This window comes from Sporichthyaceae bacterium (assembly GCA_036269075.1).
GTDB lineage: Bacteria > Actinomycetota > Actinomycetes > Sporichthyales > Sporichthyaceae > DASQPJ01.
In genome coordinates, this window is the sequence record DATASX010000051.1 from 1 (window position 1) to 13261 (window position 13261).

General features: G+C 72.1%; 13 protein-coding genes. 10 read left to right on the top strand and 3 right to left on the bottom strand.

Annotated features, from left to right (window positions below; translation table 11 throughout):
- Both VHU88_09480 and VHU88_09485 read left to right on the top strand, forming a co-directional pair.
- Positions 1-324 (top strand): hypothetical protein (locus VHU88_09480; GenBank protein ID HEX3611903.1); only part of this gene is annotated, 324 nt, incomplete at its 5' end.
- Positions 321-1616, top strand: coding sequence for an ABC transporter permease (locus VHU88_09485; protein ID HEX3611904.1), 1296 nt, complete (start codon positions 321-323; stop codon positions 1614-1616). The genes VHU88_09480 and VHU88_09485, both read left to right, overlap by 4 nt.
- A 273-nt stretch (positions 1617-1889) precedes the next feature.
- Here VHU88_09485 and VHU88_09490 read toward each other — a convergent pair whose 3' ends face one another.
- Positions 1890-2420, bottom strand: coding sequence for a hypothetical protein (locus tag VHU88_09490; protein ID HEX3611905.1), 531 nt, complete (start codon positions 2418-2420; stop codon positions 1890-1892).
- A gap of 68 nt (positions 2421-2488) precedes the next feature.
- The gene (locus VHU88_09495; protein ID HEX3611906.1) at positions 2489-3412 is read right to left on the bottom strand and encodes a DMT family transporter; all 924 of its coding nucleotides are present in this window, start codon (positions 3410-3412) and stop codon (positions 2489-2491) included.
- Between VHU88_09495 and VHU88_09500 the strand changes: the two genes are divergently transcribed.
- On the top strand, positions 3384-4487 hold the full coding sequence (locus VHU88_09500; protein HEX3611907.1) for a hypothetical protein: 1104 nt from the start codon (positions 3384-3386) through the stop codon (positions 4485-4487). The genes VHU88_09495 and VHU88_09500 overlap by 29 nt on opposite strands.
- Positions 4484-5230: a polysaccharide deacetylase family protein gene (locus VHU88_09505; protein HEX3611908.1), complete on the top strand. Its 747-nt coding sequence runs from the start codon at positions 4484-4486 to the stop codon at positions 5228-5230. Before VHU88_09500 ends, VHU88_09505 begins: the two co-directional genes overlap by 4 nt.
- Before the next feature lie 78 nt (positions 5231-5308).
- Here VHU88_09505 and galE read toward each other — a convergent pair whose 3' ends face one another.
- Complete coding sequence (gene galE, locus VHU88_09510) at positions 5309-6286, bottom strand: UDP-glucose 4-epimerase GalE (protein HEX3611909.1); 978 nt, start codon at positions 6284-6286, stop codon at positions 5309-5311.
- 136 nt (positions 6287-6422) lie between these two features.
- Here galE and hpnC point away from each other — a divergent pair, with 136 nt between their 5' ends.
- From hpnC to VHU88_09540, 6 genes are all read left to right on the top strand, one after another.
- Positions 6423-7328, top strand: a complete 906-nt coding sequence (gene hpnC / locus VHU88_09515) for a squalene synthase HpnC (protein ID HEX3611910.1) — start codon at positions 6423-6425, stop codon at positions 7326-7328.
- A gap of 51 nt (positions 7329-7379) precedes the next feature.
- Positions 7380-8246, top strand: coding sequence for a squalene/phytoene synthase family protein (locus VHU88_09520; GenBank protein HEX3611911.1), 867 nt, complete (start codon positions 7380-7382; stop codon positions 8244-8246).
- A gap of 101 nt (positions 8247-8347) precedes the next feature.
- The gene (hpnE, locus tag VHU88_09525; protein ID HEX3611912.1) at positions 8348-9748 is read left to right on the top strand and encodes a hydroxysqualene dehydroxylase HpnE; all 1401 of its coding nucleotides are present in this window, start codon (positions 8348-8350) and stop codon (positions 9746-9748) included.
- Entirely contained in the window at positions 9745-10764 is a 1020-nt protein-coding gene (locus VHU88_09530) for a polyprenyl synthetase family protein (protein ID HEX3611913.1), read from the top strand. The genes hpnE and VHU88_09530 overlap by 4 nt, the downstream gene beginning before the upstream one ends.
- Positions 10761-12656, top strand: coding sequence for a squalene--hopene cyclase (gene shc, locus VHU88_09535; protein HEX3611914.1), 1896 nt, complete (start codon positions 10761-10763; stop codon positions 12654-12656). Before VHU88_09530 ends, shc begins: the two co-directional genes overlap by 4 nt.
- The gene (locus VHU88_09540) at positions 12653-13258 is read left to right on the top strand and encodes a hypothetical protein (GenBank protein HEX3611915.1); all 606 of its coding nucleotides are present in this window, start codon (positions 12653-12655) and stop codon (positions 13256-13258) included. Before shc ends, VHU88_09540 begins: the two co-directional genes overlap by 4 nt.
- The last annotated feature ends 3 nt before the right edge of the window (positions 13259-13261 follow it).

The window sequence follows — 13261 nt, forward strand, 5'->3', positions numbered from 1 at the left end:
TCCACCGCCGACGTGCTGGACCTCTTCGACGAACTGGCCGCGGCCGGGCGCACCATCATGGTCATCACCCACGAGAGCGACGTCGGTGGCCGCGCCCAACGCCTGGTCGTCATGCGCGACGGCCGCATCATCTCCGACAACCTGAACGCTCCGGGTTCGGTGCTGCCGGGGGGCCACGTGATCCCGCATCCGACCGCTGCTCCGGCCCCGCAACCGGCGCCGGTTCCGGCACCCGTCCCGCTGCAGCCCGCCGGCGGCGGGACCCACGGCGTCGATCACGCCACCCAGCAGGCCCGCGCCGCGTTCGACGGGGACCTGTTTTGAGAATCCGGCAGACGGTCGTCTTCGCCTGGGGCGGCATAACGGCGAACAAGATGCGGGCGGCGTTGACCATGCTCGGCATCGTCATCGGTGTCGCCTCGGTCATCACGTTGATCGCGGTCGGTACCGGTTCGCAGGCGGCGGTACAGGCCTCGATCGACCGACTCGGCTCGAACAACCTCAACGTGATCCCGATGCCGACCGGCAACGGTGGCCACGGCAGCTCGTTCCGCAATCAGATCCGGCGGATGCTGCACATCAAGAACACGTCCGACAACTCCACACACAACCGCGCGTCCGCGCTGAGCTTCGACGACGCCACGTCGCTGACCAACAACCCGGCAGGCCCGGACATCGCGGCGGTCTCGCCGATGGTCTACGTGAAGAGTGCCGTCGCCAAACTCGGCGACTCCTCGCACACGGTGAACTCCTTCCTCGGAACTGCCGCTAACTACGAGGAGATCGACAACGACACCGTCTCGGCGGGGCGCTGGTTCACCGACCTCGACACAGCTGCCCACCACCGGGTGGCGGTGGTCGGCACCAGCGTCGCCGCCGACCTTGTGTCCGGCGACGACTCCGAGCTGATCGGGAAGTCCGTCCAGTTCAACGGCCAGGCGTTCACGGTCATCGGGATCCTGGGCTCGAAGGGCTACTCGGGCCAGACGGACCTGGACGACAAGGTGATCGCCCCGATCACCGCGACCGAGGACGCGCTGTTCGGCTACGACCAGCCGGGCGGCGGGCAGTTGTCGTCGATCTCGGTGGAAGCAGCCTCGTCGGCCGCGACCGCGGCGGCGCAGAACGAGATCCAGACGATCCTGGACCAACGGCATCACCTGACCGCGGCGAACACCGACGTGGTCGTGTTCAACGCCGCGTCGGTGATGTCCGCGTCGAGTTCGTCGAACAAGACGTTGACGATCCTGCTGGCAGCTGTGGCGGGGATTTCGCTGCTGGTCGGCGGCATCGGCGTGATGAACATCATGCTGGTGTCGGTGACCGAGCGGACGCGCGAGATCGGTATCCGCAAGGCGATCGGGGCGCAGGGCGGCGCGATCATCGGTCAGTTCCTGGCCGAGGCGGTGATCGTCTCGATGATGGGCGGGGCGATCGGGCTCGCGTGCGGCGTCGTGGCCTCGCGGTTCACGATCGTGGGGGTGCACCCGGTGATCGCGCCCTGGTCGGTCTACCTGGCGATCGGCGTCTCCCTGCTCACCGGCCTGTTCTTCGGTTTCTACCCGGCCAGCCGCGCCGCGTCGCTACGGCCGATCGAGGCGCTCAGATACGAGTGAGTGAGGCCCCGCTGCTACCGCATCGGCAGCGGGCACGGCGAGCGCCCGACCCGGCGACGAGGAGGCCCCGGGCCGGGCGTTCGCACCGTGCAGCCCGATCATCGATGATCGCAGTGGGCACTCTCATACGCGGGCGTCGGACTCTCATACGCGGGCGTCGGTTTCGCGCGCTTTTCCGGGGTCGTGGGTGACGCTTCGCGGGTGAGTGAGTGGGACGCCGGAAAGCCCGACCCCGGAGACATGGGGTCGGGCTTTCGCGGGCTTACGGACAAGTCAGCGGCCGCCAGGCATGTTGCCGGCGCCACCGCTGCTGGAGCCACCGCCGCTCGCGCCACCGCTGCCGGCGCTGCCACGGTCGGCCGCCCCGCTGTTGCTGGTACCGCTGTCGCTGGTACCGCGGTCGCTGGTGCCGCGGTCCGATGTCCCGCGATCCGACGTCCCGCGGTCGGCGGCGCCCCGCTCGGCGGGGGAGGCGGGGTGGTTCACGTCGCCGCGGCCGGTGTCCCGGGCGTCGGTGTGGTCACTCTCGTGGTCACGGACGCCGGAGTGGTCGCGGTCGCCGTGGTAGCGGAACTCGGGGTGGTGGACGTAGTAGTCCCGGTCGAAGCCGGGGTCGTAGTCGCAGAAGATTCGCGAGTACGGGTGCATGCGGCCGTCCCAGAAGTGGGTGCGGTAGCAGTCACTGGCGAAGGCCGGGGTGGAACTGCCGGTGGTCCGGGCGTCGGCGGCATTCGCCATCGGGGCACCCAGCGCCACGGTCAGCGCGGCGGCGGCAGCCGCACCCGCGAGAGTGGTGAGCTTCATCAGAGGTCCTCCTGGCACGGATGCAAATCCGTCTCGTGTCCCGGACATGCCGGGCTGCTGAGCGACGACTACCCCTCGCCGGAGGGCACGAATCGACCCGGAACGTGGGATGTATCACGTTCTGTTTCATGTATGGACAACACCAGGGGTGACCTGGTAAGTACCACGACCCCCAGGACCACCGCAGCCAACGCGGACACCGTCGCCACCGCAGGCAGCATCGGGTGCTCGTGCAGCACTGCTACCCCGATTCCCGCGCATACGACGGGCTCCGCCGCGGTGAGCATCGGCAGCGAGGCGGCCAGCGGCCCGGCCTGGAACGCGCTCTGGTTCAGCACCATGCCCCAGACGGTCAGCAACGCCAGCAGATACGGCTGCCACGAGGTGGCTGCCGCTCCGACCTCGTGCCGCAACAACTCGCCGGTCACCTTGGTCAACAGCGCGGTCGCCCCGTAGATCAGGCCCGTCGCGGTGGCCAGCCGCAGCGGCCGGGCGACACTGCCCACCGGCCCGGGGCACAGGTTGAGCAGGACCGCCGGCACCAGCGTCAGCACTCCGACGGCCACCCAGCCGCGTCCGGAGGGATCCCTCCCGGACGACGGATCGGCCGCGGTCAGCGCGATCAGGCCCAGGCCCAGGGCGGCCACCCCGGTCCACTCGGTCCGGCCGAGACGTCGACCGGACCTGGCTGCCCCCAACGGCAGCGCGAAGAACAGGCCGCTGACCAGCAGCGCCTGGACCAGCATCAACGAGCCGTAGGCCAGCGCGAACATCTGCAGCGCGAAGCCGGCGACGTCCGCCGCGAACCCCGCCAGCCATCGACCGCGGCGCACCAGATACGCGAGCAGACCGAACCGCAACGCGCGGTCCGGCGGCGCGGTGACGGCGGCTTCCTGTTGGAGCACAGCGGCCACCGAATAGCATGCCGCGGCGGAGATGCTGGCGACGACGGTGAGGATCACGGTGGCTCCGAAGGATAGATCTTCCTCCACCGGTCGCGTCCTGATCGTCTCGGCGAGCATGGGCGCGGGCCACGAGACGGTGGCGCGGGAACTGGCCCACCGGCTGCGCCGCGACGGCCACGAGGCGCGGATCGTGGACTTCCTCGACGCGCTGCCGGGCCGGCTCGGGCCGGCGTTGCGCCGGTTCTACCAACTGCAGCTGCAATACGCGCCCTGGAGCTACGAGGCCACCTACCGGATGTGGATGCGGGCGACGCCGTTGGTGGCGTTGGTGACATTGCCGATGAGCTGGCTGTCCCGCCGACGGATGCTGGCCTGGATCGCCGACTATCAGGCCGACCTGGTGGTTGCCACGTACGTCGTCGCGCCCCTGGTGCTCGGCCGGGCCCGCCGCCGTAAGCAACTGGCCATCCCGGCGGCGGTCGTCGTCACCGACTTTGCGGTGCACCAACTGTGGGCGGATTCGGGGTTGGACCTGACCTCCTGCAACGGCCCGGCCTCGGCGCGGATGGCCGGCCAGTACACCGACCGCGCGGTTGCGTACGGGCCGATGGTGAACGAGCGGTTCTTCTCCGCCCCGGACCAGGCCGCCGCCCGGGCCGAGCTGGGCCTGCCCGCGGACGGTGCTCTGGCGTTGATGGTCTCCGGGTCGTGGGGGGCGGGTTCGGTCGAGGACAGCGTCGCCGAGGTGGCCGGCACCGGCCGGGTCACCCCGGTCGTGGTGTGCGGCAACAACAAGGCCCTATACGACCGCCTGCGCGGGCGGCCGGGGATGTATGTGTACGGGTGGACCGACCAGATGCCGACGTTGATCGCGGCCTGCGACGTGGTCGTGGAGAACGCCGGTGGCCAGATGTGCATGGAGTCCTTCGCGGTGGGCCGTCCGGTGGTCACGTACCGGCCGATCCCGGGCCATGGCAAGCACAACGCGACGATGATGAGCGAGGTCGGGGTGACGCAGTTGGCCCAGACGCCGGAGGAGTTGGCGGTGGCGTTGGACCGGGCGCTGGGGCCGCAGGGCGACGAGGCTGTCGCGATGGGAAGCAAATTGTTCGCCGGCGACGCCGCGGAGGCCATCGCCGCGCTGATCGGGGCGGGTGCATGAGCGTGCGAGCGCTGCGACTGGGCGGCCTGGTCGGAGCGGCGGGCGCGGCGTTCGCGGCGGTCGCGGCCCACGCCGGGCCCGCGGTGACCAGCGTGCCGGCGGTGCGCAACCGCTGGGCGCCCCGGTTGTGCGGGCTGGGGGAGCCGGGACACGTCGCGCTCACGTTCGACGACGGCCCGGACGCGACCTCGACCCCGCAGTTCCTGACGGCCCTGGACCGGCTGGGCTGGACCGCCACGTTCTTCCTGCTCGGAGACTCGGTGCGGGCCAACCCTGGGATCGCCGCCGAGGTGGCCGCGGCCGGCCACGAGATCGCGCTGCATGGCGACGTGCACCGGTCGCACCTGGCGCGCACGCCGCGGGCCGTGGCCGCCGACATCGAACGCTCGCTGGCCCTGGTCGAGGAGGTCACCGGGAAGCGGCCGTTCTGGTTCCGCCCGCCCTACGGGATCCTGAGCGGCGCCACCCTGGGCGTCTGCGGCCGCTTGGGCCTGCGACCCGTGCTGTGGACCGCGTGGGGCCGCGACTGGCGGGCCGAGGCGGACGCCTCGTCGGTGGCGCAGGACGTGGCGTCCGGGCGGCTGCCCGGCGGGACCGTGCTGTTGCACGACTCGGACTGCACCTCGGCCCCGGGCGCCTGGCACTCGGCGCTGGACGCGCTGCCGCTGTTGGCGGACCTGTTCAGCGTCCATCGGCTGAAGGTCGGCCCACTGGCCGAACACGGGCTTCTGCAGTCGGCATAGCCCGCCGCTCCGCGTATGAGAGTGCTCGCGCCGCGTATGAGAGTGCGCTCTGCGATCATCGATGATCGCAGAGGGGCCTTAATGCGGCCGGTGTTGCCAGGCGGCCCAGGCGCTGCGGACCATGTCGTGCAGGTCCAGTTCGGCCTTCCAACCCAGGTCGAGCGCGATCTTCTCGACCAGCCCGACGACTCGGGCCGGGTCGTAGGCGCGCCGGGGGCCGATCTCGTAGCGCAGGTCGGTGCCGGTCACCTCGGCGACGACCGCCATGACCTCCTTGACCGAGGCCCCGTCCCCGCGCCCGACGTTGAGCACCTGCCCGTAGTCGGTGCCCGCCGCAGCGGCCGCGTCCAGCCGCTGGGCCGCGGCCACATGGGCTCCGGCCAGGTCGCTGACGTGGATGAAGTCGCGCACGCAGGAGCCGTCGGGCGTCGGGTAGTCGTCGCCGAACACGACCGGGCGGCGGCGCGCGGTGATCGCCCGGAACGTGCAGGGGATCAGGTTGGTCTCGCAGATGTCGCCGAGCTCCGGAGCGCCGGCGCCGACGACATTGAAGTAGCGCAGGCTCGCCCAGTTCAGCCGGCCGGTCAGGCCCGCGTCAGTGATCATCCACTCGCAGGTCAGCTTGGTGCGCCCGTACGGGCTCTCCGGCCGGGTCGGGGTTTCCTCGTCGACGAACTCGTCCTCCGGCGTGCCGATCACCGAGCAGCTCGAGGAGAACACGATCCGGTCGACGCCGGCCTCGGCCATCGCGGACAACAGCGACCGACAGCCGCCGACGTTCTGCTCCCAGTAGAAGAGCGGGCGCTCCACCGACTCCGGCAGCGACTTCTTCCCGGCCAGATGGACGACGCCGTCGACCCCGTGCTCGCGCAGCGTCGCCGTCACCCGGCCCTGGTCAAGCACGTCCGCCTCGACGAACGCGACCCTGTCCGGCACCAGTTCGCGCTGCCCCGTGGACAGGTCGTCGAGCACGACGACGTCCAGGCCCGCATCCAACAGGGAACGCACGACGTGCGCCCCGATGTAGCCCGCACCGCCCGTGACCAGCCACGACATGCGCCAGAGGTTATCGTTTCGAGCGCAGTGCCCCCGACCCACGGGGTTCCGGCGCGCCTGACCGGTCCCGGCAGGCATCCGTGGGACACCACGGTCGGATGAACCGAGGCCCCGGTCCGGATCGAAGGATGGGTGAATGACTCGCGACCCCGAGTCTGTGCCGGGGGCTCCGGTCGGGAGCCGGCCCAGCATGGCGCAGCTGCGGGTCAGCGAACGGGCCGAGAACTTCCCGGTGGCGCTGCGGCTGCTGCCCGGCCGGGAACGGGCCCGGCTGCGCGCCTGCTACGACACGGTGCGGACCATCGACGACGTCTCCGACCGCACGCCCGGCGACGCGACCGCCGCACTGCTCGCCCTCCGTGCCGACCTGGACCGGATCTGGACGCCCGGCCCGGCCCCGGAGTCACCGGTGCTGCGGCGACTGGCCGGCACGGTCCGCGAACTCGGGCTGACGGCGCAGCCGTTCCACGACCTGATCGCCGCCGGGTTGGCCGACCAACGGGTCACCGAGTACCCGACGTTCGAGGACCTGCGCGGCTACTGCCGGCTGTCGGCCGACCCGGTCGGCCGCCTGGTGCTGGCCACGTTCGACGTCCGCGACCCGGCCGCGGAGCCGTTGGCGGACCAGATCTGCACCGCGCTGCAGTTGCTCGAGCACTGGCAGGACGTCGCCGAGGACCGCCGGATGGGTCGCGTCTACCTGCCGGGGGAGGATCGCAAGCGGTTCGGGGTCGAGCCCAGTGACCTCGACGCGCACCGGGCGAGCCCTGCGGTGCGCGAGCTGCTGCGGTTCGAGACTGTCCGGGCGGCGGAGTTGCTGGCGGCCGGTTCGGCGCTGGTGGGTCGACTTCGCGGGTTCGCCCGGATCGCCGTCGCGGGTTACGTGGCCGGCGGGTTGGCGACCGTCCAGGCTCTGCGGCGAGCCGGGTACGACTCGCTCAGCGCGACCCCACGGCCTCGTCCGCTGGACGTGGTGAGCGCCGGCGCCCGGGTCGCCGCACGCGGTGACGCTGCGTGGGCCGCTACTCTGTGTGCTGGCTGAGAGGCAGTCCCACGACGTCAGAAGCTCTCTGGAAGTGACGGGAGGTACGCGTTGAGCGACCGACTCCTCGTCGCCAACCGGGCCTGCGCGCAGATCACCCGAACCGAGGCCCGGAATTTCTACTACGGCATCCGGTTGCTGCCCGCGCCCAAGCGGTCCGCGTTGTGCGCCGTCTACGCCCTGGCCCGGCGAATCGACGACATCGGCGACGGCACCGGATCAGCCGAGGAGAAGGCCGCCCGACTGGCCGCACTGCGGGCCGGCCTGGACCACGGCGCTGGCTCCTCCGACGCGGTCCTGTTGGCCCTCGCCGATGCCGCGGCCCGGTTCCCGATCCCGCTGGCCGCGTTCGGTGAGCTGATCGACGGCGTCGAGACGGACGTCATCGGCACCACCTACGCCACCTTCGACGACCTGGTTCCGTACTGTCGGCGCGTCGCGGGCGCGGTGGGGCGGCTGTGTCTGGGTGTCTACGGCTGTCCGCCGGGCACGGAGGCAACCGCCGGCCGGCACGCCGACGCGCTCGGCGTCGCCATGCAGCAGGTGAACATCCTGCGCGACATCCGCGAGGACCTCACCAACGGTCGGGTCTATTTGCCCAAGGAGGACCTCGACCGCTTCGAGGTGACTCTGGCGCTGACCCCGTCGGGTGCCCTGGCCGATCCGGGCGGTGGGCTGCACGCGCTGGTGAAGGTTGCCGCCGCCCGCGCCGCCGCGTGGTTCGACGACGGGCTGCGCCTGCTGCCGCTGCTGGACAACCGCAGCGCGTCGTGCACCGCGGCGATGGCAGGCATCTACCGGGAGCTGCTCCGCCGCATCGACGCCGACCCCGCGGCGGTGTTCACCGGTCGGGTTTCGCTGACCGGCTTCGAGAAGGCCCGGGTGGCGGGTCGAGCGCTGACCGGGCGGGCAGTGTGAGCGACTGCGGCGAGCGGGGAACGAGCGAGAAAGCCCAGGCGAACGGTGGCACAGTGAGAGTGGCGCGCACCCGAGACTTCGCCCGCCGCACAGGTGCTCCGATGACCGAGGGGCTGCGCGGTCGGCGGGTGGCAGTGCTCGGCGGCGGCCTGGCCGGGTTGACGGCCGCGCTGGAGGCGGCTGCGGCGGGTGCGCAGGTCCAGCTGTTCGAGGCCCGACCCAAGCTCGGCGGGCTGACCCATTCGTTCACCCGCGGCGACCTGCAGGTCGACAACGGGCAGCACGTGTTCCTGCGCTGCTGCACCCGCTACCGGGCCCTGCTGGACCGACTGGGCGTCGCGGACCAGGTCAACCTGCAGCCGCGGTTGGACGTCGAGATCCGGCGTCCGGGCGTGTTCCGTTCGGCTCGGCTGCGGCGCACCAACCTGCCCGCGCCGCTGCATCTGGGCAACTCGTTGCTCGGCTACGCGCCGCTGTCGCCGGTGGCCCGGGTACGGGCCGTGCTGGCCGCCTTGGCGTTGGCCCGGGTCGACGTCGCCGACCCGGCGACCGACCGGCGCAGCTTCGGCGATTGGTTGGCCGACCACGGACAGGGTGCCGGCGCCGTCGCGGCCCTGTGGGACCTTGTCGGGGTGGCCACGTTGAACGCTCACGCCGCCGATGCATCGTTGGCGCTGGCCGCATACGTCTTCCAGCAGGGCTTGCTCACCGACCGCAGCGCCGGTGACATCGGCTGGTCGCGGGTACCGTTGCAACAGCTGCACGGCGACGCCGCCAAGCGCGCATTGGGTGCCGCCGGGGTCGAGATCGCCACCGGCGCGAAAGCCACCGCGCTGTGCCGCGCCGGCGCGGGTTGGACGGTCAACGTGCGGTCCGGCACAGAGCTGGAGACCGAGGTCGCCGCCGACGCGGTCGTGGTCGCGCTGCCGCCGCGGGCCACCGAGGCGCTGCTGCCGGACGGGGCACTGGACCTGGCCGCCGGGTGGTCGCAGCGGCTGGGGGCGGCCCCGATCGTGAACGTCCACGTCGTGTACGACCGCCCGGTGCTACACAGCGCCTTCGTCGCCGGTCTGGACTCCCCGGTGCAGTGGGTGTTCGACCGCAGCCATGGCGCGGACCTGCCGGCCGGGCACTATGTGGCGATCTCACTGTCGGCCGCGGCGGCGTTCGTCGACCTGACCACTACGGAGTTGCGGGACCTGCTGGTGCCCGCGCTGGCGGCGTTGCTGCCCGCCGCGGCCAGTGCCGTGGTCGAGGATTTCTTCGTGACCCGCGAACGGGAAGCCACATTTGCACCCGCGCCGGGGGTGCGGGCGAACCGTCCGCCCGCCGCGACCGCGCTGCCCGGCCTGGTGCTGGCCGGCGCCCACACCGACACCGGCTGGCCGGCCACGATGGAAGGCGCGGTCCGCAGCGGCGAGGCCGCGGTGAGCGCCCTGCTGGCCGGTCCCCGGATCTCCGCGCAGACCCGACCGGTCGCGCGCAGCGGGGAGATCGCATGACGCTCTTCTCGACCGCTGCGCCGGGCGGCCTGGCCGATGCCCGTCGGCTGGTCGAGCCGGCGCTGCGGGCCGCCATCGCCCGCCTGGACCCGACCTGCGCGGCGCAGGCCAGCTACCACCTCGGCTGGACCGACGCGGCCGGCCTGCCGGGCGCCGGCGGCGGCAAGGCCGTGCGGCCGAGCCTCGCGCTGCTCGGCGCGCGAGCAGTCGGTGCCGACCCGACGATCGCCGTGCCCGGCGCGGTCGCCGTCGAACTGGTGCACAACTTCTCGTTGCTGCACGACGATCTGATGGACGGCGACACCGAGCGGCGGCACCGCACCACGGTGTGGGCTCTTTGGGGTCCGCCGAGCGCGATCCTCACCGGCGACGCCCTGCTCGGGCTCGCACTCGAGGTCCTGCTCGACGTTCCCGGTCCGGGCGCGGCGGCCGCCGCACGGCTGGTTGCCGCCACCACAAGGGAACTGATTCGGGGTCAGGTCGAGGACATGTCCTACGAGGGCAACCCGGAGGTCGCGGTCGAGACAGTGCTCGGGATGGCGGCAGCCAAGACCGGCGCGCTGTTGTCGGCCTCCGCGGTCATCGGTGCGGTGCTGGCCGATGCCCCGCGGCAGTCGGTCGAGGCGCTCGCGGAGTTCGGCGCGCAACTGGGCCTGGCGTTCCAGCTCGTCGACGACGTGCTCGGCATCTGGGGCGATCCGGCGCGGACCGGCAAGCCCCGCTACTCCGACTTGCGCTCGCGCAAGACGTCGCTGCCGGTGGCCTGGGTGATCGGTCGGGGCGATCGGGTCGGGGCGCAGGTGGCCAAGTGGTTGGCGACGGAGTCCGCGGACACCGAGGAACGGCTCTCCCAGATCGCCGATCTGCTCGCCGACGCCGGCGGGCAGGACTGGGCCCGGGCCGAGGCGGCACGGCGGTCCCGCCGGGCGGGGGCGTGCCTGGATCTGCTGGGGCAGTCCGACGCCGTTGCCGAACTGCGCGGCCTGGCCGAGTTCGTCGTGGGACGGGATCAATGACAACCGAGGTGGCGCCGGCGCTCGATTCGGCCGCGAACGCGCAGAGCGCGGTCACCGCCGCGATCAGGTGCCTGCGCACCCTGCAGGACTCCGCCGGTTGGTGGAAGGGCGAGCTGGAGACCAACGTCACGATGGACGCCGAGGACCTGCTGCTGCGGGAGTTCCTCGGTATCCGCACCGCCGCCGACACCGACGCCGCGGCCCGCTGGATCCGCCGTAACCAGCGCACCGACGGCAGCTGGGCGACCTTCGCCGGCGGGCCCGGCGACGTGTCGACCACGGTGGAGGCCTGGCTTGCGTTGCGCCTGGCCGGCGACGACATGACGGCCCCTCACCTGACGTCCGCTCAGAACTTCGTGCTGGCCGGCGGTGGGGTCGAAGCCACCCGGGTGTTCACCCGGATCTGGCTGGCGCTGTTCGGCCTGTGGCGCTGGGAGGACCTGCCCAACCTCCCGCCCGAGGTGATCCTGCTGCCCAAGTGGGCGCCGCTCAACGTCTACGACTTCGCTTGCTGGGCGCGGCAGACCATCGTGCCGCTCACAATCGTCGGCACTGTCCGCCCGTGTCGGCCGCTTCCGTTCGGCATCGACGAACTGCGAAGCGGACAAGCCCCGGACCGACCCGCCCAGGACTGGGTCGGGCGGGCTTTCGGGCTGCTCGACAAAGGCCTGCACGGCTACGGCCGGATCCCGCGCAACCCGGTGCGCAAGCGCGCCCTGCGTGCGTGTGCGGAGTGGATTCTCGCGCGGCAGGAGGCCGACGGCTCCTGGGGCGGGATCCAACCGCCTTGGGTCTACTCGATCCTCGCGCTGTACCTGCTCGGCTACCCGTTGGAGCACCCCGCGGTCCGGGCGGGCCTGGACGGCCTGGAGCGGTTCGTGATCCGCGAGGACACCCCCGACGGTCCGGTGCGCCGCCTGGAGGCCTGCCAGTCGCCGGTCTGGGACACCGCGCTGGCCCTGGTCGCGCTGCACGAGGCCGGCGTGCCCGCCGCCGACCCGATGGTGGTCCGCGCCGCCGACTGGTTGGTCGGCGAGGAGGTCAAAGTCCCCGGGGACTGGTCGGTGCGTCGACCGGATCTGGCACCCGGTGGTTGGGCCTTCGAGTTCGACAACGATCTCTACCCGGACACCGACGACACCGCCGAGGTCGTGCTGGCATTGCGGCACGCCCCGGGCAGCGGCCCGGCAGCTACCTCCGCCGCGGTCGAGCGGGGCATCGCCTGGACGATCGGCATGGCGTCCGCGGACGGAGGCTGGGGTGCGTTCGACGCCGACAACACCCGCAAACTGCCGATGCGGCTGCCGTTCTGCGACTTCGGAAACGTCACCGACCCGCCGTCGGCCGACGTCACCGCCCATGTGGTGGAGATGCTGGCCGAGACCGGCCGGGCCGGCGACGAGGTCTGCCGCCGCGGCGTGGACTGGCTGCGCCGCGCGCAGGAGTCCGACGGGTCGTGGTTCGGCCGCTGGGGCGCCAACCACATCTACGGCACCGGAGCGGTGGTCCCGGCGCTCGTGGCGGCCGGGGTCGCGCCGGACGACCCGGCGCTGCGCCGCGCGGTGAGCTGGCTGACGCAGCATCAGAATGCTGACGGGGGTTGGGGCGAGGACCTGCGCTCCTACCGCGACCCGAGCTGGGTCGGCCGCGGGAACTCCACACCGTCGCAAACCGCCTGGGGGTTGCTGGCCCTGCTGGCCGTCGACCCGAACCACCCGGCGGCCGAGGCCGGCGTGCGCTGGCTGACGGAGCGTCAGCGGCCGGACGGCAACTGGGACGAGCCGTTCTTCACCGGTACCGGTTTCCCCGGCGACTTCTACCTGAACTACCACCTGTACCGGCTCACGTTCCCGTTGTGCGCGCTCGCCCGGTACGTCCGGGCCTGTACATGACCGGTAGGCCACCCGCCGTGGTGGTCGCGCTGCGGCTGGAAGGACTGGCGCTGCGCGGTCACACCGGCGGAGTGCCCATCGTGCGCTGCGGGATGGGTCCACGGCGCGTGCACAAACGCGCGCCCCGGTTCGCCGACCGGCAGGGCTGGGTGTCCACCGGCTTCTGCGGCGGGCTCGCGCCCGGCGTGCGACCGGGGGACGTGGTGGTCGCGGACACCGTGGTCATCGGCGACCGGCGCCTGCCGGTCCCGGCCGGCCCTCGGTTGGCCCAGCGGTTGCAGGCGACCGGACTGCGCGTGCACCTGGGCCCGATCTACGCTGCCGACGCGGTCGTGCACGGGGCACAGCGGGCCCGGCTGGCCGCGGCCGGGCACCTGGCCGTCGACCTGGAATCCGGGGCTCTGGGCACTCTGGCCGGGGAGCGGCCTTTCGCGATCGTGCGGGCCGTCGTGGACACCGCGGATGCACCGCTGCTGCATCCTGCAACGCCGCTGCGGGTCTGGCGGGCACTACGCTCCCTGCGAGTGGTCGCGCCGCAGTTGGGCGCGTGGGCGAAGGCGCCGGAAGCGGCGCGCGGCGCCGAATCTGAGGAGGTGGGCTGAGCC